The organism is Streptomyces sp. NPDC051561, from assembly GCF_044454195.1.
Classification (GTDB): Bacteria; Actinomycetota; Actinomycetes; order Streptomycetales; family Streptomycetaceae; genus Streptomyces.
The window spans coordinates 1-21737 of the sequence record NZ_JBITDM010000046.1 but is presented as its reverse complement, the minus strand read 5'-3'; the positions used below and the strand labels follow the sequence as shown (position 1 = coordinate 21737).

Below are 21737 nucleotides of genomic sequence, written 5' to 3'. Positions count from 1 at the left end.
GGGGGCGGCGTCATCTTTGTGTCGCATTATCCTGTCGGTGGGGGCCCCGCGCGGCGCGCCGTCCCGCCCCAACACCGCCGGGGGCCCCCCCGCCCCCCGCCCGCCCCCCCTCTGCGAAACAAAAAAGACTCCACCCGAAGGGGCGGAGTCTGTGGTCTGGACATACAGGTGGTACGTCCAGAAGAACGATAACGCTGAACCTTCCCTTCAAGGCGGCTCATGCCGGTCGGCACCACGTTTTCCCAGCTCAGAGGGGGCACCGAGATGGCGATGTAACAGCAGTGCATTGAAAGGAGTTTCGTAACGCGTTGGCAGGACGAGACCTTGTCAGCCTTCGACCTGTCCGACACATGGTCGCCCGAGCTTGAGCCTCACGAGTCGTCCCCCACTGTTGCCGCCGTCTCCCCACACCTGTGCAGGGGAGCGAACTTCATGCTCCAGTGGGGGGCCAACCTGCAATGCGGTAGCGCTGGAGATTGTGTTGTGCGGTGAAGCCCATGACCCACTTCTCGCCGACGGAGTCGATGACGATCAGGCGGGGGTCCGTGTCGCCCTTCGGTCGGTAGAGGCCCATCGGGACAGGGACGGGACACTCGCCCAGGACAGGGGACTCCGCGCGGAAGGTTCGTGCGGTGAGCAGGCGGCCGGTGAGGAGGCCGGTGCGGTGGTACTGGACGGGGACTTCTCGGAGGATGCCGTCCAGCTCGATCATCACCGTGCGGTCCTCCGGCACCGAGGCCGCTCGTTCGCACGGGCACGGCTTCGTGTAAGGGCTGCCGTCGTCGTACGCCGGTGGTGTCGCCTGGTGCCACTGGAAGCCCTCGCACACGCGGGTGGTGTGGCAGGGGCAACGCGGGCAGTCGGCTGACTTGGGCAGTCGGAACTCGGGCTCGAAGGGCTCGGGGAAGCCGTAGTCGTCGTTCATGCCGACGTCTCCTTCGTTCCCATGTGGAACAGGGGTGAGGCGGCCTTGTGGAGGCTGTCGGAGAGCGTCCGCGCGTGGAGGCCGGCTTGGCCGAGGTGGTGCAGAACGTCGTCGGCCGCAGGGCCGGCGTCGGTGCCGTCGTCCATCCGGATCAGGTCCTCGGCGAGGTGCCGTCGGACCGCCGTGGAGAGCTGGTCTAGGGCTTGAGGGAGTCGGTCGGCGAGCTTAGAAAGGAACTGGGTGACCTCGCTGACCTGGGGCGGGTTGGGCAGTGCCTCCCGGCCGAAGGTCCTGTGGTTGAGCTGTTGGATCGCGTCGGCGGCGTTCCTCGCGTGGGTGCGGGCGTGGTCCGGGCCGGGGGTGTTCATGTGCTGTCCGTTCATGAGCGGTGGGGCGGGTGGGGTGCGTCGGTCACCAGAGGCTCAGAGGTCTGCCAGCTGCTGCCGTGGTGCGGATGCGGTGGGCGATCTCGGCTTCGGATTCGCCGTTGGCCAGCCCCGTACGGATGGCTTTGCCGATCGCTCGGGCCCGACCAGCCGGGCCGCGGAGGTCCGCCAGGGGGCTGCCGGGGTTGCGGCGGCGGGTCAGCCACTCGGTACGGTTCTCCGCCGGAGTGCCGAGGCGGAGGTGTTCCGGCCGCTGGCACGAGTGGTTGTCGCAGGTGTGGCAGACGGTCGGGCTGTCGTTGCCCCAGCCGAGGCGGGGGATGACGCCCTGGGCGAGCTGGTAGCCGTACAGGTGAGCAGGGACGGTTCCTCGTCGCGTACGGCCGGGGAGGGAGGCCGCCCGGAAGCTCGCGTGCCCGGTGTCGGAGATGCCGCCGAGGAAGTACCAGCAGACCGAGGTGTCCGAGGGCCGGTAGACCTTGGCCCAGTACCGGGTGCGGATCTTCTCGTCCGTGAGCCAGACCTTCCAGAGCTTCGCCGGAATCCGGACGGGCGACGGCTCCCCGATCAGGGCGAGTTGCTCCGGGTCGGTGGCCGGCGCCGGGCCGGGCTCCCCCACTGCGGAGAGAGGGAAGAGCCCGGACTCGGTGGAGGGATCGTCAGACTTCATAGGGGTCGTGCGAGGCCGTGGGCTCCGCTTCGGCGAGGTCGGTGGGGGGCGGAGTCGGCGCCGACGGGCGACGGCGGGTTCGCGGACGTTCCACGTTCTTCCGGAGGGACTCGATCACCTCCTTCGCACGGGCGGCGGTAACAGGCTTCGCGTCCCGCTCCAGCTCCGGCACCGGGATGTTCACGAGCTCGGAGACCAACTCGTCGTCGCCGAAGAGACGGAGCGCGGCAGCCACTGCCTCTCGCGCCTCCAGGTCGGCCTTTTCCTTGGCGGCGGCTGCCTTCGCGGCTGCCTCCCGCTTGGACAACAGCTCGGTTGCCGCGAGTTCGCGGACCTTGGCCTGAAACGCCGAGGCTTCTCGCACGCGGCGCCGCAACTCGGCCTGAGTGAGCGGAGCGTCAGCAGCCGTGGTCATCAGGAGCCGTCCTTCGGCGCGGCTATCGGATGGGCGTCCGAGCCGAACATGTCGTCGCCGGCCTGGTCGAGCAGTGCATCCTCCAGCCCTGAAAGGAGGTGGGATTCCGCGGCCCTCATGTCTTCGCGTTCAACGTCGGTGGTACTCATGCGCGCACCGTATGCACGAGGCCGGAGACATTTCTCCGAGCCGCCAGCCGCTGCCGCCGGCCCAAGACAAGCAGCCTCCGGCGGGTCCTCCGTCGGAGGGGCGGGAGGCCGTCGTGGACGCGCCGCGCCGTCGTTGGTGCGGGGAGAGGGGGGTGGGGCTCCCTCCTCAGTCGGACGACTCAGCAGGGCGCACCACGCCATGGGGCCGCAAGGTCGTACGTCCGGGTCTGTGACGTCGATCGTTCCTCACGACGCCCCATCTTCCGGGCGCTCCACCTTGCACCCCCACGACGCGGCACGCTGGGGCAGCGCCGTCCGACTGAGGAGGGAACCCCACCCCGAGGCGCGTTTTGGGCAGCGGCCCCGGAGCGCGGCAGCCCCGCGAACCCAGAAAAGTGCTGGTCAGGGGTTGAGCTCCAGCTCGAAACATGGTTTAATTAGTCATGTCGGAAGGGGAGGGCAACCCCCGCCCGGCACCGGAGTCACAAGGCCCCGGCCAACACCTTCGCCAGGAGAAACGAACATGACCACCACTCAGGCCCACCCCAAGCTCACCACCATTCGCGCGCTTCTCGCGAAGGCCGAGGACCCCGCAACGCCCGAGGCGGAGGCGGAGCTTTCCCGTAAGCGGGCATTCGAGATGATGGCCAAGTACGGCGTGGAACAGGCGATGTTGAGCGACGGCGACGCTGCACGCGACGCCCTCACCAACAAGGAAATCACCCTCGCCAACCCGTGGGCCATGGAGCGCGTCCGGCTGATCAACCACATAGCCCTTGCTCTCGGGTGCAAGCTCATTCACCTTGGCCGGGACGGCAGCGGGCCCGCGCGGCGCGTCCACCTCTTCGGCCATGAGTCGGACATCCAGCGCGTGGAGCTGCTCTACACCTCCCTCCTGCTCCAGATGAACAGCGGGTTGGCAGCTCAGTTCGTCCCCGTGCGCGACGGAGTCCGCGCGTGGCGGCGGTCGTGGATCGTCGGCTTCATCGGCCGAGTCGGAGCCCGGATTGAAGAGGCCGAGCGCGGAGCCCGTGAGGAGGCCCGCCAGGAGGTCACGGTTACCGGCCGAAGCGGTGCCCTTGTGCTTGCCGACCGTAAGAGCGCCGTAGAACGGAGCTTCCAGGACGCCTACCCCCGCACCCGCAAGGGCGGTTCCAGCAAGGTTACGGGCAGCGGATTCGGCGACGGGTGGGCAGCCGGAGGCCGAGCCGACATCGGGGGCCGCCGCATCGGACGAGCCGCCGCCGGAGCAATCGCCGCCTGACCATCCCGTACGACAGCCGGGGGCGGCTCACCGCCGCCCCCGGTGCACCCAAGGAGGACCCTTGCCGACCAAGACCCTGCACGCCACCCCCGCCAGCATCCTTGCCGCAGCAGCCGAACACGTCGAGCGCGTAGGGCTGTGCCAGGGCGAACACCTCTGGGAGCCCGGCAAGATGGGCGACACCGCGCCCTGTAACGCGGCATGGGCATGGGGCCGGGGTGTACGCGCCGCCAAGCCCCATCGGTCCGTTCGTGGCGAACCGTGGCGCGTGTTCGGCCGCGCGCACGTCGAGGCCCTCGCCGTCATCAGCGACCACGTCAACGGAACGCCGATCCTGAGTGCTGATTGGGAGCATCTGCACATGGACGAGCACGCCTACCGGTACAGCACTCTGTGGCTGTGGGGGAACCGGCCGGGCTGCACGACCGCCGAGGTTGCCGCAGCGTTCCGCGTCGCCGGAGGTCTGTGTCTGAGTGAAGACGATCACATCGGGCAGGGTCACCGCACATTCAAAAACATGGTTTAATTAAATGTGTCGGAGGGGGAGGGCAACACCCCCTCCGACACCCCCACCGCCGAGTCGACCGGCACCGGCGGGAACCTTCGCCAGGAAGAGAAAGCACCATGACGAACACCGACACCAAGACCGCCCCCGCCCAGTGGCAGACCCTCGCAGCCGCCGAACTGACCGCCCACCCCGGTAACCAGCGAGAAGGCGTCGAGGTTCCCGCCGAGTTCCTTGCCGACGTCGCCGCCAACGGCGTTCAGGAGCCCCTCTACGTCTTCATGACGCGCGGCGGAGTGCCGCAGGTCGTTGACGGATTCGTACGGCTTGCAGCCGCTGTCGCCAGCGGCACGGAGACGGTCCCGGTCACCTTCCGGCCGGTCATCCGTATCGACGCGCTCACCCCGCACCCGAAGAACGCCCGCGCGGATCTCGACATCAACACCACGTTCGTGGAGTCCCTCCGCGCCGAAGGGTGCCGGATTCCCGTCAAGGTCCAGCGACTTGACGGTGGAGTGATCCAGATCAACGACGGGAACCGCCGCTACTTCGGAGCGCGGGACGCCGGACTGACCCACCTTCCGTACGAGTGGGAGGACGAGGAGCAGTCGGAGGCCGGGCAGTTTCTCGACATGATCACCACGGCTCAGCAGCGCAAGGGGCTTACCGCCGAGGAGGTCCAAGGCGCGATGTTCAGCGCCGCCGAAGCCGGGGCACCGGTGGCCCGCATCGCGAAGGCCGCAGGCGTCCGGCAGAAGGACGTCAAGGCCGTCATGAAGGTCAACGGCAACGAGGAGTTGAGGGAGGCCGTGGCGAGCGCCAGCGGCTATGAGTGGTCATTCGAGCACCTGGCAGCGATCCAGGAGTTCGCAGGTGATGAGGCGGCGTTGGCGGAGATCACGGAGGCCGCAGCCGAGGACGGCGACCCCCGCGATGTGGAATGGGCCATCTCCCGCGAGCGCACCAAGCGCGACAAGCGCGCCAAGGTCGAGGCCCGCCGCGCGGAGCTGGAGGAGGCCGGGCACCAGATCCGGGACATCGCGGAACTCGCCGACCACGCAACCCCGGTATGGCGGCTCAGGACCACCGAGGACCAGCGCATCAGCCGGGAGGACCACGCCGAGTGCAAGGGCCAGGTGTGGCTGTTGGACGAGCGAGGGAACGACGGCTACGAGCCGTGGTGCACCTCCCCGGTCCTGTACGGCCACGCCGCACCGGGGGACAACAGCGCCAGGAGCGGCGCGACCGCCGCCGACCAGGAGGCCGCCAAGGCCGCCCGCGCACTCGTCAAGCGCGGGAACATCGATTGGGACGCATCCGAAGCCGTACGCCGCCAGTGGATCACGGAGCTGATCAAGCGCCGCACCCTCCCGAAGACCACGGCAACCGCGATCACCCAGCACGTCACCCACTCCCTTCTCCAGGGCGGATGGGTCGTGTCCGAGGAGCTGCGGAAGCAGCGGACCACGGAGGTCTTGACCGAGTTGCTCGGGTTGAGCAGCGAGCAGGCGAACCGGCGCGACAAGTTCCCCGAGCTTGTCGCCAAGGACCCCCGCCGAGCCGCACAGCAGCAGTTCGCCGCCGTCGCGGCGTGCCGCGAAGGAGTCTCTACCCGGGCAGCGTGGCGGACCGACGAACAGCGGGTTGGAGAGCGCCGCCAGGTCGCGCGGGAGTGGTTCCAGGTCCTCGAATCCCTGGGGTACCGGCCGACGCCCATCGAGCGGTCCGTGATCAATGACGAGCCGTACGACCCGGACAAGAACCCCGCCGAGGACGCGGCCCCGGACGACGAGACCGAGGACGCGGCCAGCGCCGCCGCCTGACCAGCCGACCAGCCCCAGCCGGGGGCGGAGCCCCGCCCCCGGCCACCCCCAGGAAGGCCCGCCATGCCCCGTACCGCGTTGTTCGAGACCACCGACCACGAGCACGGATGCGGATGCGTCCCCCGCTCCGCCGAGCCAGACCCCGCCACCGTTGCCGACATCATGCAGGCCCGCGCGATAGCCGGAAGCCTCGCCGAGTTCGGCATCGGGTCCGCCCGATGGTCCACCGCCTACGACCACCAGGCCGCCGCCGTCGTCCTGCGAGTGGACACCCCGCGCGGACTGTACGCACTCGTCATCCCCGAGCCCGGCCAGGCGTTCCCCGTGTTCTACCGGGGCCAGCGCATTGGGGCACTCGACAGCCGCCGGGTGTACGGCAACGCCGACAGCTACACGGGCGCACTCTTCGCCGCCTATCTCCGCGACCGTGCCGCCCTGGAAATTCCGGGCCGAGACGCTTCCCTCGCACTTCAAAACATGGTTTAATTAAGACTATCGGGAAGGGAGAGAAACCCCCTCCCGACAGCATCGGGCCGAACGGCCCGGCCCCCAGCCGCAGCGGAGGGCAACCCGCACCGGCCGGAGGGCGACCAACTTCCTTCACCAGCAGGAGAACCCGCACCATGAGCACCGCGACCATGAGCTTTTCCGTCCCCGCCAGCGCGAGGGACCGAGTCCGCCAGATGGTGGAGGCGACCAACTGCCGGGCTGCCCTGCACGGACTGGACGCCTACACGCTGGAAATCTCCGCCACGTATCTCGCGGACTACCGCGACCACGAGACCGGCCGGAAGATCGGCCAGCGGCCCACCGTCGACGTCACGATCACCGGCCAGGTCCCCCGCCACCGGGGGTGGACGGTCGTCGCCCGACTTGACCACGACGAAGAGGGTGAGACGATCACCAGCCTGTTTCCCGGACTGCCCGAGCACCACGCCGACGCCGCCCGCGCACACCGCGCCGTCGCCAACCAGTGCCACGGGTGCCGGATAGCCCGCCACCGCACCGCCACCTACTTGGCCCGCCACGAGAACGGCGAGATGCGCCAACTGGGCACCACGTGCGTGGAGCCGTACACCGGCCTGCCCATCAAGGGCCTTGAGGCACTGTGGCGGTTCGGCCAGCTCAAGGACGCCGATTGGGACGAGCGCGAAGGCGAAGAACTCCCCGTAGACCTGCGTGTCCCCGTCCCCGAGGTCCTGCGCGTGGCCGCCGCCGTCGTGACGACCGAAGGCCGGTACCGCGCACGCTCCGAAGACTGGAAGGGAGTCGTCCCCACCGCGACCATCGTCGAAAGCTACTTCTTCGACCGCAAGGCCCCCGAGGAGTGGCGCGCGGGCGTCGACTCAGACCGCGAGGCGGTCGACACCGCCGCGAAGGTCCGCGCGTGGGCCGTCGCCGGTTACGGACACGTCAGCGAGTACCGCCACAAGATCGGCCAACTCGCCAAGGGCGAGACCGTCGCACCCCGACACCTCCCCACCCTTGTCTCCGCAATCGCCGGGTGGCACCGCGACCAGGAGCAGGCCGCCAACCAGGCAGCCGCCCGCAACTCCCGCCCGCAGGGCGAACCGGGCGAGCGGCTCACTGTGGCCGCGAAGGTCGTGACCGTGATCGAGCTGGAAAGCCGGACGTACGGGTACCACGACCAGCGCCGTCACCTGATCAAGTTCCAGGACGACGAGGGCAACGTCTACGTCTGGTTTTCAAGTTCCGCCAAGGTCCCGACCAAGGACGACGCGGTCACCGTCACCGGCACGGTGAAGGAACACAGCACCTACGGGGAGACCGTGCAGACGGTTCTTCAGAGGTGCCGCATCGCGGAGGCCGTGCCCGTCGCGGCGTGACCCAGGGGGCCGGGGGCGGCGCGACGGGCCGCCCCCGGTCGCCGGGGCCCGGTGGGGGCGGCATCGAGCCGCCCCCACCGGGCGGCCGACCGCCGAGCCCACCGCGCCGAGTCGGGCGGCTGCGGCCCAGACGGAGAAGGGCGTCCCGGACGGGACGGCTCAACGTGGCCCGGCCCGGCGTCCGGCCAGAGCGTCCAGGCCGCAGGCGGCCTTACCTCTCCGCCCGGACGCCGGGCCCAAGGACGCACCCTTCGGGCGCGGCTGCACCACGTCCCGCTCCGCGCGACGGACCCCGGCCTTCCCGCCGGCGGACCGAGCGCGGGGGGCCGTCGGCTCGGCTCAGAGCCGAAGGAGCCTCCGGCGGGCCCTCTCTCGGAGGGGCGAGGGTTGGTCGGTCACCTGCGGCCGGTCGGTGGCTGGGGGATTGGGTGCTCCCTCCCCGATCGGCCACCCGAGGGTGTACCGGGAACCCAGGTACGGAGTCCAGGCCGAGCCGCTACGCGGTCACTCGCAAGCGAGCGAGCCCGGACACCGCACCCGGAACCCCGGTCCGGCTACGCCGTCCGATCGAGGAGGGAGCACCCAACCGCGCGGTGAGTGGTGGGCCAAGCCGAGCACGAAAGGCTTGACCCACACCCATGAAACATGGTTTAATTAATTATGTCGGAAGGGGAGGGCAACACCCCGCCCGACAGGTGGCCGCACCGGTCGCCGAACTTCACCAGGAGGGCAGTTCCCATGGCAAAGATGACCCCGGACGAGCGCAAGGCGTACGCGGCGGAGATGCGCGCCCAGCTCGAAAGCATCATGGAGCGCGCTTACGGCGAGATGGTCACCGACCCGTGCGCGTGGGAAGCGGTGATGCGCGCCGCCGCCGTTCACGCCGACCGGGGCCCCGGCAATGTGATCGCCATTGCGACGCAGAGCCCTGGAGCCACGCAGGTACTCAGCAAGACGGAATGGCGCAAGAAGGGCCGCCACCCCGCGAAGGGCAGCCGCTCCCTCCGGATATGGACCCCCATCCGGAAGAAGCCCGCCGAGGGTGCGCCGGACGCCGGAACGCCGTCCGGCCAGGATCAGGCGACCACCGACACCGCCGAAGGTGGCGAGACCCGCAAGGCGTCCGGCTTCAAGGCGGGGCCGGTATATGACGTCTCCCAGACGGATGGCGACGAATGCGAGCCGCCCGCCCCGTGCGTGCCGTACGCGGTCGAGCCCATCCGGGACCTCCTGGCCGCCCAGTACGACAACCTTTACGGCCCCGTGTCGGAGATCGAGAAGGGCTACACGCTCGATTCCCTGGACCCGGAAGCAGCCGTCCGGCAACTGCTGATTGTTCACGCTTGGCAGCGGATCGGCGCAGGTCAGCTAGTTCCCGGGCAGCAGCTTGCCGAAGCGGCGTCCGCCGCGCACGTCGCGGCGCGCATGATCGGCATTGCGCCGGGGCCCGCCCCAGTGCCGCCGCTCGCGGGTGTCGTCACCATGGACAAGAAGCCCCCCATCTACGCCGCCGCTGTCCGTGCGATCGAGACCGGTCGAGCCTTGTTCAGCCTGTTGGACGGGCCGGACATCTTCGGCGACTACGAGCCTCGGGAACTTGCCGCAAGCGGTTGAAGATCACCGTAAAACGTGGTTTAATTAGAAGTGTCGGAGGGGGAGGGCAACACCCCCTCCGACACCACCCCGGCCAAGAGCCGGGCCCCCTTCACCAGGAGAGAGCCCGAGATGACCACCACTCAGACCGCCACCGCTTCCACCGTCGAGGCGTTCCCCACCGGCACCCTTGTCACCGTCGGGCCGTGGTTCCAGGGGCACCAGCTCGACCCCCGCGCCGCCATCGTGGTCGGCCCCTGGGGTGCGGAGGGGAACGGAACCGTACTGGTGTGGTTCTGGACGCTCGGGGCTCCCGAGCCCGGCGAGACCGTTCAGGCCATGTTCCCGAGCGAGCTCACGCCGCTGGACGACACGTTGACCACGATGGCACTCGCCCCGTTCGGCGACATCGTGCGGTTCGTACGCATCGGATGGTTCATCGGTGACGACGGCGACGCACTGCGCGCCGAGATCAGCGCCGCACTGAGCGCGCGGATCGGCCGGGACGGCACCGGTCGGGCCCGATGGGTCCTGTCGGCTGTCTGCGGCGACCACTGACGCAGCCCGCGCCCCGTGCCGGAGGAGGGCAACACCTCCGGCGCGGCCGTGGCCCCGTCACGGAAAGGGACGCCCCACGGGGCGGCTCAGCGTAGGTCCGGCGCGTTCACCGACGGCGACCAACTCAGCCGCAGGCGGCCGAGCCGGCCTCCGACGGGCGCCGGACCCATGGACACGCCCCGCGGGGGCGCGACTGCCTCTGTCGTCGCGCAGGCGCGACGACCCGCGAGCCACTCGTCCCTCACGGCCCGCGCATGTGGTGCGGACCGCTTGCAACGCGAAGGTCCAGCCCTTGGCCGGACCCAAAAACCTTCACCAGAAAGACAGTTCAGTGACGATCGAAATCACCCACACCCGCCGCGAAGGAACCCTCGTCGAAGGCACCAGCCGGGGCGACGGCTCCGCAGAGGTCCTCAAGCTGCGCGACTACGGCCGAAACGGGCTCCTGCCCTTCAAGTGGTCGCGTCACCTCGGCTCCTGGTACCTCCCGCACAGCCGCGACAAGCAGGCCGAGCAGCGCACCATCAACCTCGCTGCGGACCGCCTGCGGACCGAGGGCTTCGAGGTGACCGTCAGCATCGACAACGCCGACCGGCGCACCTTCGAGGAAGCCGAGGAGGACCGCACCGAACGGGCCGAATTCCGCGCCGAGCGGTACGCCGGATACGCCGACAACGCCGCCAGCCGCTCCGACGCCGCATGGAAGGCAGCCCGCCAGATCGCGGACGGCATCCCCTTCGGCCAGCCGATCCTTGTCGGCCACCATTCGGAGGCCCGCGCGCGCCGTGACCACGAGCGCATTGACAGGGGGTACCGGAAGAGCTTCACCGAAAACGACAAGGCCAAGCACTGGGCAAGCAGGGAGCAGGCCGCCGCAAACTACGAGGCATTCCGCAAGGCACCGGGCCGGACCCTGCGCCGAATCGCCAAGCTCGACGCCGAGATACGTCGGTACGACAAGTGGCTGAAGGGCGAGTCCGCAGGAGGCTTCACCCGCAACATCAGCGACCCCGAACAGGTCGAGGAACTGACGCTCCAGCGGGATGAGTTGATGGAGGAGCGTGCCTACTGGCAGGGCATCGTGAAGCAGGCCGAGGAAGCCGGATACAAGGTGTGGAGCCGGGCCGACTTCCAGCGGGGCGACTTCGTCCGCGCCCGAGGCCACTGGTACGAGGTCCTCCGCGTCAACCCGAAGTCCGTCACGGTGCCCAGCATCCTCAACGTGCATCAGCCCGTCGTGACCAAGGCCAACAGCACCTTCGGCGACATGACACACACCATCCCGTACGACGACGTCCACGGACGCCTCAGCGCCGACGAGATGCGCGAGCGGCTCGAACCCGCCGCCGAGTAGCGAGCGGACCCGCCCGGCCACGACCACGGCCGGGCGGGCACCGAGCCCCCTACCCGCCCTCTCGGAAACGGACTTCCCCATGATCGAAACCGCCACGATCAAGTACGGCGACAGCATCAGCACCCTCCTCCAGGGGCTGGAGCCCACACCCCGCAACCTCTTCTCCGCCATCGCCGCTCTCGCCCGCATCGACGAACTCGGCTGGGAACCGCGCACCGGATACCCGGGCAGCGACGTCCACTGGACCGTGCAGTGCCTCGTGTGCGGCTGGGTCGGCCCCCGGTTCTACAGCCATCTGCGCCGTGCCCGACCCCTCGGCCGTCACCCCGGTTGCGTCCCGCAGACCGAGCGTCTCCGGATGCTGGCCAAGCTCAGCAAGCAGACGACCAGGGCATGTTGGTGCCCGAACCCGCACGCGACCACGCCCGACGAGATCGCGGAAGCCTTCGCCGAGATTGCAGACGCCCGCCACCAGGCCGACGACGCCCGCCTCCTGCTTCCTCTGCGCCGACTCCTCGGGATCTGCTCCGCCACGGCCGTACGAGCCGAAGCCGCCGCCCAGTACAAGGCCGCTGCCTAAGAACTGACCACCTTGCCGGGAGGCGCCCGCAGCGCCGCCCGGCCCCGCAGAAGGGCACCACACCCCATGCCCCACCAGCGCTACAGCCCCGAAAGCATCGTGGTCTCCCACGACCCCCGCCAGATACTCGAATGGGCAGCCGCCCACATCGAGCACGTAGGACTCCACCAGGGGCGCGGGCTTTTCGCCGGTCCCGGGCGCACCGTCACCCTCCGATGCTGGCTCCGGGGAGCCATCGACGTTGCCGCCGGCCACGGCCGCTTCAACATGAGCCGCACCTACGACTTCCCCGCGATCAGCCAGGCCCGCGCCGAGGCGTACGCCGCGATCACCGAGTACCTCGCAGGGCACCCCGTCGAGGGAAACGATGCCCGTACGACCGAGTTCCGGCAGCGCGCCGTGCTCGATGGGTGGAGCGGCCAGCCCGGACGCACCGCAGCCGACGCCGCGCGGGCCCTCCGAACCGCAGCGGCCCGGCTCGCCGCCGCCGAACCCCAGCTGTTCTGAGACCCCGCCCCCACGTTCCGGGCGAGGCGGGCACTACCGCCTCGCCCGGAACTCCCCTGTCCAGGAGAAGACCACCGTGCCCCTGCACGAGAACGAGAACACCCCCGTCCGTATCCCTGCGAAGCGCGGAGCCGCCCGCACCTGCACGGACGGGGTCGCCCGTATCGCCATACCCCTGCAACCCCTCCTCAGCGCGCCCGAATTGGCGCGCGTCCTGCTGTGCGAGCCCGAGAACGTCGACCTGGATGCCCTCGGCCCCGTCGACATCCGGCACCGAATCGCCGAGCACCTCACCGCCCACGGATACACCGCCCTGGGCCGCGTCGCCTTCCAGCCCGCCGACCCCCGGCACGAAGCCGCCCGCCGCGCGATCCGGCGCGCGTACGGCCCGCGGTTCGCCGACGACCCCGTGCAAGGCCAGTTCCTCAGCACACCGCTGATCCAGAACCTCACCCAGCTTGCCAATGCCGGAGACGAACAGTGATCACGACACCCGAACCCCAGGGGGCCCGAGCCCGCCAGACGCGATACTTCCGCGCACGCAACGCCGGACTCAGGTACCTGAAGGTCTGGCACATCGAGCTAGGGCACCCCGGCGGCGAATACTCCGACGTCGGCCACCACCTCACCCCGCCCGACCGGCACGAGCCCACCCTTCTCACCCGCGTACTCAACGAACGAACCGACGAGTTCCGGGGCGCGTGCCTCCGGTGCGAATGGGAGGGCAAGCCGTACGCCGGGACCGGTTGGAAGGAGGGAGCCAACGAGGCGATCGAGGAGGCGCACGACCACGTGTTCCCGGGCTGGAGAGACCTTCCCGCGATGCCCCGCCCCAAGGGGCGGTGGGACATGGCTGATGGTCAGCGGCTCTTGCACCAGATCACCCGCCTGTACCCCGAGGGGTGGGCCGAGGACGGAGGTCCGCTGCTGGTCTGGCCCGCACCCCGCCGGGAGCCACACGAGCCACCGCGCGTGAACCACGCGCGCTACACGATCGGCGTCGCCCGCCCGGCGAAGAATCAAGCGGGACCGGGGACCGAGACGGCAGAGCAGAAGGTCTTGTTCTGACGCCCTGAGCACCTCCACGAGAAGGTGGTTCAATTAAAATCATGGGTCCGGCGCGGGCAACCGCCGGAGACCGCTCGACCCCATACGCCGGTAGGGCCCCGCCCTTCCGGCGGTACCGGCCCAGAAACAGAAATGACGGCCAGCGCACAAGGGCAACAAGGCGCTGGCCGTCGTGTTCCTTCACCAGAAAGAACCCCCTCATGCTAGTCGACCGCCACCCCGACGACCCCCGCCCCGGCGACATAGTCCAGCTCAGAACCGGTAACAGCATCGGCGCCGGCCCCGACCAGGAATTCGTGGTCGTCGAGGGCTTCCCGCCCTGCCGAGTCCACCTCGTACTCAACCTGCCCGACAGCTACCCCGAGCACGAGGACTGGGCCGCAGCCGTCACCGCCCAGGACATCCGCCGAGCGACCCGTCTGGAACTCGGCGGACCCCGCACGTGGGCACCGGCCGACAACCCCAGGCCCGCACCATGACCCCGCCGGCCGAACCCCGGCCCGACCCCGACGAGGAGGAACCCGTGCACCGCGCCGACGGCCGCACCTTCCACTCCCGCGCCGACCTCCAGAAGGTCCACGGCATCAGCGAAGCCACCCTCCAGAACCTCTGGACGGACCGCGTGAACAACGAGCACCCGGAAGCCGTGACCATCGAGGGGGTCATGCACTGGGAGGACACCGAATGGGCCCGCTGGTACCAGGAGCGCCAACGCGCGCTCGCCATCAGCCTCACCAAGAACGCCCCGAACCTCAAGGGCGACCCGGAGGAGCTGGTGGGACCGGCCGAAGCCGCCCGCATCTGCGGATTCTCAAGCTCCGCGACCGTCTCCCACTACGTGGACGAACCACCGGAGGGATGGCCGACGCCGGACGACTACGACCTTCTCCCCAGCGGTCGACAGCGGCCGAAGTGGAAACGGTGGAAGCTCTGGAAGTACGTCGTCGACCGCAAGCCCCGCGGCCACGCCGGCGGACGACCTAAGGGCCGCCCGCGCGGCCAGGCGTACCCGTACCAGGGCGACGCCCGCCTCACCCTCGCCCGCAAGCACCTCGCGACCAACCCCGACACCCCGAACAGCGAGCTGATCCCCCTTCTCCAGGAGGAATCCGAGCAGGCCAGCTCGCGGCCGACGTGGATTCGCATCCTGACCACCGCGCGTGAACACCCGGAGGAGGACGGAGCATGACCGAGCCCCGCTGCCCGCGCTGCTCGGGCCCACTCGGAGACCGGCCCGCCCGCTCCCGACTCACCGCCGCGCGCGACACGTACGTCTGCACGACGTGCGGCACGGACGAGGCCGTACGGGAAGCTACGGGGAAGGCGCCCACCCCCTTCGGGGACTGGCCCGTCTTGAGGTAATAGCTTTTCCTCCGGTGAGGACCTCCGCCGTACAGCGCCCTCCTGCGGCGGAGTGTCCAGCCCAGGGTGATTCTGGCTCAGGTTGAAGAGGATCGTGGCGGACGTATGGAGACCGGGGACGGGCTGACCCTGGCCGCCGTGGTGGTCGTGGTGATCGCGATCGTGGTCAACGGAGTCTGGTCTCGGAAGCGCCACGCGAAGCAAACAGAAAAGTTCCACCTCGCACGGTATGGGGACTTGTTGGAACGTTCTCTTATGCGGCTTCCTCCAGACCAACTGGCAGGCGCATTAATCCCCTTGTGGACACGTATGACGGCCCGGTAATCTTTCCGGGCTGTCGGACGTGAGACGACGGCCCCACACATGAGAGCCCAACTCGGGTTGCAGGAGGAACGCATGAGGGAGCGGGAACAAACCCGCCCCTGACTCGTAGCCAGCGGGCCAGGGGTGCGGTTCAACGACCCGGCTGCTGTCGCCAGACGCGACGGCACCACCTGAAGGAGAGGTACATCTTCAGGCGGTTAGCCAGGCCGTTTCACCGACTCCCAAGGAGACCGCCTTGTTCGACCGCCTCCTCGACGTCCTCACCCAGGGACGCACCCTCCGCACCCTCCTCGACTTCCTGACCGTCGTCGTCCGCCTCATCCCGGCCCTGTTCGCCGTGGTCGCCTTCATCCCCGCGTTCGTCGTATTCCCGTTCGTCGCAGCCGGACCGCGCCGCCACATCCTCGACCTCGTGGACCGCCTCACTCACTGGACGCTGGGCAAGCAGATCTAGCCTGCTGCACCCCGCCCCGCGCCTTGACCGGCGCGGGGGCAATGCCACCTGCCTACGGAGGCGAGCTGTCAGGCGAGAGTGTCAGTCCGCCCCCAGCAAGCCATACGAATCACCCTCAGCCGTGCCACCGCCGCCCTGTGCAGCGCGGGATCGTGATCCTTCGCATCCACGACCGTTCGTACCGCTCGTTCCAGGTCGCGTACGCCCTTCTTGGGCAGGACCACAGTCCCCAGGCGCTGGAAGCCGGTGTCGATCCTGTCGCCGAGAACCAGGTAGAGGGAATCCCAGGCTCGCCGTGCCGCCTGCTGTTTGGCGGGGCGGTCGAGTTCTTGGGCTGCCCGGAGGTCCTCCAGGGAACGAAGGGCAGCCTGGGAGGTCTCGTAGAGTCTCGTGCGCAATTTACGGGCGCGGGAGAGGACTTTCAGCGAAGCGACCGTGCCGGCTGCACCGAGGGTGATCGTCGCTCCGAGAAGCGCGACTTGGTACTTCGGGTCCCCGTACGTGTGCTGGAGGAACCAGAGGAGCCCCACCAGACCGCACCACAGCACAGCCACCCGTACAGGAGCCGCCCGCCCGATACGGCGACGGAGCCGCTCGAAGGGGAAGTTCGTCGGCTCGGCTTCCGCTCCGAAGAAGGAGTGCATCACGACGACGGCGAACAGATTGACTGCCGCGTACCGGCGGTCGTCGGTAGCGGTCAGTGCCGCGAGAACGACGAACAGCACGAGCATGAAGAGGTAGAGCATCAGCGGGGCCGACGTGATTCGGCGCCGCTCCTTCCGCGGAAGCCCGTCGAACGTGGGCTTCACCAGCCACGACGCCAGCAACGCCGCCGCCGTGCTCACAGGGAATTGCAACGCTATCCAGAGGCCCTTCCCTGACATGGAGCTGACGGTCATCAACACTCCAGCCGTGAGCCCGAGGACATACCCCAGGGCGAGCTTGGCATTGAGGGAGAGGGCGTCAAGGCGTTGCTTGATGTTGAGGCGGCTGGAGGACGGGACGGGCACGTGCATGGGGGTTCTTCCTGAAGCTGAGACGTTGTTGCCACTCCCGCGCGGGGAGTGGCAGCAACCTACCGGCCGCCCTCCGCTGTTCGTCATCCCGATTTCGATCATCTGCGGCCCGGTAACAGTCCCCGTTGCGAGAGGCGCTCATGCCACCCTCTCGCGCTCTCCCGGCTCCGTCGTCACAGTGCCGACCGTCGGCTACCGCACCCGATCTTGATTTAAAGGACCAAGGTATCGTCGCTACGCGACGATACAATTAGCCAAGACGACCGAATTTGACCGCAGTTGCACAGGGGGTGAGCGGGCCGTTGGCGTGGGTGACGACGATTGGCCCCTCTGAGGCTCAGGTCGAGTACCGCCTTACCGGCGGGCACGGCTGCGGCAAGGCGGTCGTGGTTGATGCTGCTCCGCTCCTCGCCGCTGTCGAGGCGAAGGCCGAGGAGACCGGCTCGACGATCGCTTCCCTGCTCGGTTCGGCGGAGGCCAAGCGCCCGTTCCACCGGGCCCGCGCGCAGCAGCGGAACGGCAGCACGGCCCGGATATCCGGATTCGATGCCGTCGAGATAGCGGCAGCAGCCGGAATCGATGCGCAAGCGCTGTACGGCGACGCAGCCCTACCGGTCCGCGCCGGTGACGGTCAGGTGGACTACCACCTCGACGCCACCGAACGCCCTCTCGTCTGGACCGGCAACGGCCTCTCCGAGTTCGGCATAACCAACGGCAGCGTGCTCAGCCCCGACCAGTTCCCCGCCGCCCGACGCCTCATGCGCGGCGCGGATCCCCGTACCGGCCGGACTCTGATCGAGCTGAAGTTGGCCATCGACCCCGCCGCCAAGCTCCCTGTCGCCCCGCTCGTGCGCGCCGTTCGCCGGGCCGCCGCCGAGCGCGGAGTGAATCCGGAAGAACTGCTCGACTCGAAGCGCAAGAAGGACGAGTTCCGGCGGATGGCAGGCAAGTTGGGGCGGTTCGGGGAGTCCCACCGCGCTCCCGTGTCGAGCCTCCTGAAGCTCGCCGTCGCGATAGGCACGGACGCGACCGAGCTGTACGACGCCGAGTCGATCGAGAAGGCGCTTGCCGCCGAAGCGGACGGACGGCTCGATGCCCGCCCCCTCCTCAAGGCGATCGAGGTGCAGGCTGGCCTTGCAGGAAAGCGGCCCGCGGAACTGCTCTCCGCCGCGTCGATGAAGCGCCGCCTGCGCCAGCTCGACACCCAGGCCGGCCGCCGTCTGCGAGACCTCCCCATGGAGGTGCGCGAAGCCGTCGCCATCGCCAGGGCCGCAGGTCTCGACCCGTACGAGGTATGGGACGCCGAGGAGGTTAGGGACGCGCTCCTCCAAGGCCACGTCGAGGTCGGCAACCGAGGCTCCGACACCACCCTTGACCTGGGAAAGTCCTACTCCGCCTTCCTCGCGTACGCGCCCAAGGAACTCGCCGAGGCCGTCGAAGCCATCTATACGGCCTCCGGCCGAGAGGCGATCGGCGCACTCGAAGGCTGGACCGCATACGGGATGCGCGGCCACCACGGTGACGGTAAGGAGGCCGAGGTCGTCCGGACCTCAGGGTTCTCCGGATGGATGATGATCCACCGTGCGGCCCGTCCCGTCGGCGAAGCCCCGTACGGCGACCCGCACTTCCACCTGCACTTCACCCTGGCCAACATGGTCCGCGGAGATGACGGTCAGTGGTCCACGGTGGCAGCCGGAGGCCGGGACCTCCACCGCCACGCCCGCGCGACGCAGGCCGTCATGAACGCCCGTATCCGCCACGACCTCCACAGCCAGTACGGCGTCACCTTCCGCCGCGACGAGCGCACGGGGGCATGGGAGATAGCCGCGATACCCGAGCCCACCATCCGGCTGTTCTCCAAGCGCGACGACCAGGTCCGCGAACTGCTCGGCAAGCTCGGCATCGCGTACGACAACGCCTCGCTCAAGGCCCGCACTGCCGCCTCCACCGTGTCCAAGGCTGCGAAGAACGGCGAGGCCGCAGGCGCCTCCGACGACGTACTGCGCGCCTACTGGCAGGCCGAAGGCCGCGCCGTGGGCGACGACCCAGACGAGATCAGCAACGCCGCACTCGGCAGCCCGACCGACGGACACAACCCCCAGATCGCCAACATCTGCGCAACCGTGTTCGACTCGAAGGAGGGGCTGACCAGCCACTCCAAGAGCTTCACCCACGCCGCCGCGCTCGCGGCCGTGCTCGACGCCCTGCCGTACGGAATCGCCGACGTTGCCGAGGCCGAGCGCCTCACCACCGCCGTACTCCAGCACGCCGGATATGCGGTCAAGCTCAACCCCAAGGGCCCCCAGCACTACGCGCACTCCGACCGCTACACCACCGCGGACATCGTGGCGGCCGAAGAGCGCATCGTCACTGAGACCACCCAGCGCCTGAACGAGCAAGCCGCTGTCGTCCCCCGTGACGTGGTCGACATGACCCTCTCCGTCGTGGAGAAGCAGCACGGCCCCGGCTTCGCGTTCTCCGACGAACAGCGCGCGGTCCTCGTCCGCATCCTCACCGCCGGCCACGGCATCGACGCGGTGATCGGACGCGCCGGTTCCGGCAAGACCACGATCATGGACGCCGCCCGGCAGGCGTGGGAGGTACAAGGCCAGGTGATCGCCGGTGCGTCCACCGCAGCCGTCGCCGCCGCCAACCTCAAGGCCGAGGCGGGCATCACTTCTCGGACCGTCGCATCGTGGCTGACCTCCGTACGCACCGGCGGGCCTGGCCTGCGCGGCGTGGACGTCCTGGTCGTGGACGAGGCCGCCATGTGCGACGACCGCGACATCGCGGAACTCCTCACCCACGCCGCGAAGACCGGCACCAAGGTCGTCGGCATCGGCGACCCGAAACAGCTCCATTCCCCCGGCGTCGGAGGCCACTTCGCCGCAGTTCACCACCTCGTCGGAGGACTCGAACTCACCGAGAACTTCCGGCAGAAGGACGCCATCGAGCGCCGAGCACTGGAATTCTGGCGCGACGACGACCGCGTCCGGGCACTCCGTACGTACGTCAGCGCCGGCCGCGTACACGCCCTGGACGACAAGGACACCACCCTCGCCGCGATGCTCACCGCGTGGGCCGACAAGCGGGCCGCGTACAGCGACGACCACACCGCCGTGCAGAAGCTCCTCATGCTCGCCGCCACCAACGAGGTCGTCGACGAACTCAACCTCGGCGCCCGCGCCGTGCGCAAGATCAACGGCGACCTCACCGGCCCGGAGTTCACCTACGCCCTCGCCGGCGGCAAGGAACTCGCGCTCTCCGTCGGCGACCAGGTCCTCCTTCGCCAGAACGACTACCGGTCCAGGAAGAGCGGCGGCGAGCACGAAGACGTCCTGAACGGATACCGAGGAATCGTCCGCGCCGTCGACGACCAACGCAGCGTCCTCGTGGAGTGGCGCGAGAAGCACGGCACCGGGCACCTGGACGTCGCGGAGTGGATCGAGCCCGACTACATCGCCGACGGCGGACTCGTACTCGGCTACGCGATCACCGGCCACAAGAGCCAGGGCCTCACCGTCGATGAGGCACTCGTCTACGGCCCCGGTGCCCAGGCCAACGCGCTCTACACGATGCTTTCCCGCAACAAGAAGAGCACGCACCTGTTCCTCCCGCTCTCCGTGTACGAGACCGACACGGATCGGGCCCGCAACGGCGAGCCCGCCACCGAGCAGGAGCACGTGGACCGCGCCGTCGCCGGCCTCCTGCGCGAGATCGAGACCGGCACCGAGGAACGCATGATCCTCACCGAACTCCCCACGGCCAGCGTCCCTGCACACCTCCGAGACATCGTGGAGGACCTCCCCGTTCCCCGAGCACCGGGCGTCAGAGAGGACCATGAAGAGTTTGCCGAGGGGCGGGATGCGCCGGAAGCGGACCGGGACGACCCCGCGCACGCACGGAAGGCCGGTGATGCTCCCATGACCGCACGTACGACCACCTCGTACGCCCACCTCGACGCCCACGCCCTCCGCGACGCGCTGCGGAAGTCGGCAGCCGCAGCACGGGCCGCCGCACGCGAAGCGGAGGCAGCGGAGGCCGCAGCCGTACGCGCCGAACAGCAAGCGGCGGCGAACAGCGGACCCGCCGTCCTGGCACTTGGTCGCCATGAAGACGACCTCGCCGCGCGGGCAGAGGCCATCGTGCGGTTGCGTGCCACCGAGCACGAGATCAACGACCGAGCCCAGGAGAGCGTGGGCACCGGCGACCAGATCCATCGCCTCACCGAGCAGCTCGACGCCGTCACCCGCTTCGGTCGTCCCGCCCTGCGCGGCGCCGAACGAACGCGAGCGGAGGAGGAACGCGACGGCCTGCGACAGTCGGTTTCGGACAACGACGACGCACTCGCCGACCTGCGCAGCCAGCGCATGGAGTGGGCCCAGACCGCAGGCCCCGAGCACGAGCACCAAGGGGTCCTTGCCGAGGCGGCGGAGCTGGGAGACCACTGGGAAGAGAGCTTTCGAGACGCCCAGGAAGCCGACCTCCTGCGTGCCTGCTCCCTTCGAGCGGCGGTCACGAAGAAGCAGTCCGCGGCCGAGGCCACTGGGCACCGCGTGGAGGGGCTACTCCGCGAACTCGGAGCGCGGGAAGGAACGCCCTCACAGTCGACTGCGGACAGGGGGACGTCCCTGAGCCCCTATGCAACGGTGTACGACCCGGGCTTCAACTCCCCTGATGAGCATCAACCGCAGCAGGAACCCCGCGACATCGTCTAACGGCGGTATCTACCGGCTTCGAGGCGGGAGCCGTCGGGATTGAGACAGTAAGGCGGAGCGTCAGTTCGCGGCCTGTAGAAGCTCGATGCTGCCCTATCCAGCAACGATGATCTGCACGGCAATTCCTAGTAGTGCTTCGTTAGGTTGAGTGATCTCGCCTGGTGGCGGGCAAGGTCCTGGTGTGAGGCTGGGTGAAGTACAGAGTCTCCGGGCTGAGTT

The 21737-nt window shown here is 69.0% G+C and carries 23 protein-coding genes; 17 read left to right on the top strand and 6 right to left on the bottom strand.

All coding sequences use genetic code 11. The features are described from left to right. Positions 1–430: 430 nt before the first annotated feature. Genes ACIA73_RS41130 through ACIA73_RS41110 form a run of 5 tightly spaced genes read right to left on the bottom strand, consistent with a single transcriptional unit; the run spans position 431 to position 2545 of the window. The gene (locus ACIA73_RS41130) at positions 431–925 is read right to left on the bottom strand and encodes a hypothetical protein (protein ID WP_399444138.1); all 495 of its coding nucleotides are present in this window, start codon (positions 923–925) and stop codon (positions 431–433) included. Next, on the bottom strand, positions 922–1293 hold the full coding sequence (locus ACIA73_RS41125; RefSeq protein ID WP_399444137.1) for a hypothetical protein: 372 nt from the start codon (positions 1291–1293) through the stop codon (positions 922–924). Before ACIA73_RS41125 ends, ACIA73_RS41130 begins: the two co-directional genes overlap by 4 nt. A 43-nt stretch (positions 1294–1336) precedes the next feature. After that, a complete protein-coding gene (locus tag ACIA73_RS41120; RefSeq protein ID WP_399444136.1) occupies positions 1337–1981 on the bottom strand; it encodes a hypothetical protein in 645 nt (214 codons plus the stop codon). Continuing rightward, positions 1971–2396 (bottom strand): hypothetical protein, encoded by a 426-nt coding sequence (locus ACIA73_RS41115; protein ID WP_399444135.1) that lies wholly within the window; start codon positions 2394–2396, stop codon positions 1971–1973. The genes ACIA73_RS41120 and ACIA73_RS41115 overlap by 11 nt, the downstream gene beginning before the upstream one ends. Beyond that, entirely contained in the window at positions 2396–2545 is a 150-nt protein-coding gene (locus tag ACIA73_RS41110; RefSeq protein WP_399444134.1) for a hypothetical protein, read from the bottom strand. Before ACIA73_RS41110 ends, ACIA73_RS41115 begins: the two co-directional genes overlap by 1 nt. Before the next feature lie 523 nt (positions 2546–3068). On the opposite strand from ACIA73_RS41110, the gene ACIA73_RS41105 reads away from it, so the two are divergent. The 16 genes from ACIA73_RS41105 (at position 3069) to ACIA73_RS41030 (ending at position 15784) form a co-directional block, all read left to right on the top strand. Next, entirely contained in the window at positions 3069–3809 is a 741-nt protein-coding gene (locus ACIA73_RS41105) for a DUF2786 domain-containing protein (RefSeq protein WP_399444133.1), read from the top strand. 61 nt (positions 3810–3870) lie between these two features. Then, positions 3871–4335 (top strand): DUF6197 family protein, encoded by a 465-nt coding sequence (locus tag ACIA73_RS41100; protein ID WP_399444132.1) that lies wholly within the window; start codon positions 3871–3873, stop codon positions 4333–4335. Between the two features lie 98 nt (positions 4336–4433). Continuing rightward, positions 4434–6137, top strand: coding sequence for a chromosome partitioning protein ParB (locus tag ACIA73_RS41095; RefSeq protein WP_399444131.1), 1704 nt, complete (start codon positions 4434–4436; stop codon positions 6135–6137). A gap of 63 nt (positions 6138–6200) precedes the next feature. After that, the gene (locus ACIA73_RS41090; protein ID WP_399444130.1) at positions 6201–6623 is read left to right on the top strand and encodes a hypothetical protein; all 423 of its coding nucleotides are present in this window, start codon (positions 6201–6203) and stop codon (positions 6621–6623) included. A 137-nt stretch (positions 6624–6760) separates the two neighbouring features. Next, a complete protein-coding gene (locus ACIA73_RS41085) occupies positions 6761–7984 on the top strand; it encodes a hypothetical protein (RefSeq protein WP_399444129.1) in 1224 nt (407 codons plus the stop codon). Between the two features lie 738 nt (positions 7985–8722). Beyond that, entirely contained in the window at positions 8723–9598 is an 876-nt protein-coding gene (locus tag ACIA73_RS41080) for a hypothetical protein (RefSeq protein WP_399444128.1), read from the top strand. Positions 9599–9709: 111 nt separating this feature from the next. Next, complete coding sequence (locus ACIA73_RS41075) at positions 9710–10135, top strand: DUF6409 family protein (protein ID WP_399444127.1); 426 nt, start codon at positions 9710–9712, stop codon at positions 10133–10135. A 331-nt stretch (positions 10136–10466) separates the two neighbouring features. Further along, positions 10467–11489 carry a DUF3560 domain-containing protein gene (locus ACIA73_RS41070; protein ID WP_399444126.1) on the top strand — a complete coding sequence of 341 codons (1023 nt, stop codon included), beginning with the start codon at positions 10467–10469 and terminating at the stop codon, positions 11487–11489. A 79-nt stretch (positions 11490–11568) separates the two neighbouring features. Continuing rightward, positions 11569–12069 (top strand): hypothetical protein, encoded by a 501-nt coding sequence (locus ACIA73_RS41065; protein ID WP_399444125.1) that lies wholly within the window; start codon positions 11569–11571, stop codon positions 12067–12069. Between the two features lie 66 nt (positions 12070–12135). Then, positions 12136–12576, top strand: a complete 441-nt coding sequence (locus tag ACIA73_RS41060) for a DUF6197 family protein (RefSeq protein WP_399444124.1) — start codon at positions 12136–12138, stop codon at positions 12574–12576. 76 nt (positions 12577–12652) lie between these two features. Then, the gene (locus ACIA73_RS41055) at positions 12653–13060 is read left to right on the top strand and encodes a DUF6181 family protein (protein WP_399444123.1); all 408 of its coding nucleotides are present in this window, start codon (positions 12653–12655) and stop codon (positions 13058–13060) included. Then, positions 13057–13644, top strand: a complete 588-nt coding sequence (locus ACIA73_RS41050) for a DUF6349 family protein (RefSeq protein ID WP_399444122.1) — start codon at positions 13057–13059, stop codon at positions 13642–13644. The genes ACIA73_RS41055 and ACIA73_RS41050 overlap by 4 nt, the downstream gene beginning before the upstream one ends. Positions 13645–13844: 200 nt before the next feature. Then, entirely contained in the window at positions 13845–14123 is a 279-nt protein-coding gene (locus ACIA73_RS41045; RefSeq protein ID WP_399444121.1) for a DUF6211 family protein, read from the top strand. After that, positions 14120–14833 carry a hypothetical protein gene (locus tag ACIA73_RS41040; RefSeq protein ID WP_399444120.1) on the top strand — a complete coding sequence of 238 codons (714 nt, stop codon included), beginning with the start codon at positions 14120–14122 and terminating at the stop codon, positions 14831–14833. The genes ACIA73_RS41045 and ACIA73_RS41040 overlap by 4 nt, the downstream gene beginning before the upstream one ends. Further along, on the top strand, positions 14830–15006 hold the full coding sequence (locus tag ACIA73_RS41035) for a hypothetical protein (protein WP_399444119.1): 177 nt from the start codon (positions 14830–14832) through the stop codon (positions 15004–15006). Before ACIA73_RS41040 ends, ACIA73_RS41035 begins: the two co-directional genes overlap by 4 nt. A gap of 559 nt (positions 15007–15565) precedes the next feature. After that, positions 15566–15784 carry a hypothetical protein gene (locus ACIA73_RS41030; protein WP_399444118.1) on the top strand — a complete coding sequence of 73 codons (219 nt, stop codon included), beginning with the start codon at positions 15566–15568 and terminating at the stop codon, positions 15782–15784. Positions 15785–15852: 68 nt separating this feature from the next. On the opposite strand, the gene ACIA73_RS41025 is transcribed toward ACIA73_RS41030, so the two are convergent. Continuing rightward, positions 15853–16800: a hypothetical protein gene (locus ACIA73_RS41025; protein WP_399444117.1), complete on the bottom strand. Its 948-nt coding sequence runs from the start codon at positions 16798–16800 to the stop codon at positions 15853–15855. Positions 16801–17111: 311 nt separating this feature from the next. On the opposite strand from ACIA73_RS41025, the gene mobF reads away from it, so the two are divergent. Then, positions 17112–21518 carry a MobF family relaxase gene (gene mobF / locus ACIA73_RS41020; RefSeq protein WP_399444116.1) on the top strand — a complete coding sequence of 1469 codons (4407 nt, stop codon included), beginning with the start codon at positions 17112–17114 and terminating at the stop codon, positions 21516–21518. The last annotated feature ends 219 nt before the right edge of the window (positions 21519–21737 follow it).

Excerpts from the sequence above, each read along its gene's own strand:
- ACIA73_RS41060 (WP_399444124.1), top strand. The coding sequence starts at position 12,136 with ATGCCCCACCAGCGCTACAGCCCCGAAAGCATCGTGGTCTCCCACGAC.
- ACIA73_RS41095 (WP_399444131.1), top strand. The coding sequence starts at position 4,434 with ATGACGAACACCGACACCAAGACCGCCCCCGCCCAGTGGCAGACCCTC.
- ACIA73_RS41085 (WP_399444129.1), top strand. The coding sequence starts at position 6,761 with ATGAGCACCGCGACCATGAGCTTTTCCGTCCCCGCCAGCGCGAGGGAC.
- ACIA73_RS41125 (WP_399444137.1), bottom strand. The coding sequence starts at position 1,293 with ATGAACACCCCCGGCCCGGACCACGCCCGCACCCACGCGAGGAACGCC.
- ACIA73_RS41075 (WP_399444127.1), top strand. The coding sequence starts at position 9,710 with ATGACCACCACTCAGACCGCCACCGCTTCCACCGTCGAGGCGTTCCCC.
- ACIA73_RS41040 (WP_399444120.1), top strand. The coding sequence starts at position 14,120 with ATGACCCCGCCGGCCGAACCCCGGCCCGACCCCGACGAGGAGGAACCC.
- ACIA73_RS41035 (WP_399444119.1), top strand. The coding sequence starts at position 14,830 with ATGACCGAGCCCCGCTGCCCGCGCTGCTCGGGCCCACTCGGAGACCGG.
- ACIA73_RS41120 (WP_399444136.1), bottom strand. The coding sequence starts at position 1,981 with ATGAAGTCTGACGATCCCTCCACCGAGTCCGGGCTCTTCCCTCTCTCC.
- ACIA73_RS41045 (WP_399444121.1), top strand. The coding sequence starts at position 13,845 with ATGCTAGTCGACCGCCACCCCGACGACCCCCGCCCCGGCGACATAGTC.
- ACIA73_RS41110 (WP_399444134.1), bottom strand. The coding sequence starts at position 2,545 with ATGAGTACCACCGACGTTGAACGCGAAGACATGAGGGCCGCGGAATCC.
- ACIA73_RS41130 (WP_399444138.1), bottom strand. The coding sequence starts at position 925 with ATGAACGACGACTACGGCTTCCCCGAGCCCTTCGAGCCCGAGTTCCGA.
- ACIA73_RS41065 (WP_399444125.1), top strand. The coding sequence starts at position 11,569 with ATGATCGAAACCGCCACGATCAAGTACGGCGACAGCATCAGCACCCTC.
- ACIA73_RS41105 (WP_399444133.1), top strand. The coding sequence starts at position 3,069 with ATGACCACCACTCAGGCCCACCCCAAGCTCACCACCATTCGCGCGCTT.
- ACIA73_RS41080 (WP_399444128.1), top strand. The coding sequence starts at position 8,723 with ATGGCAAAGATGACCCCGGACGAGCGCAAGGCGTACGCGGCGGAGATG.
- ACIA73_RS41025 (WP_399444117.1), bottom strand. The coding sequence starts at position 16,800 with ATGCACGTGCCCGTCCCGTCCTCCAGCCGCCTCAACATCAAGCAACGC.
- ACIA73_RS41115 (WP_399444135.1), bottom strand. The coding sequence starts at position 2,396 with ATGACCACGGCTGCTGACGCTCCGCTCACTCAGGCCGAGTTGCGGCGC.
- ACIA73_RS41090 (WP_399444130.1), top strand. The coding sequence starts at position 6,201 with ATGCCCCGTACCGCGTTGTTCGAGACCACCGACCACGAGCACGGATGC.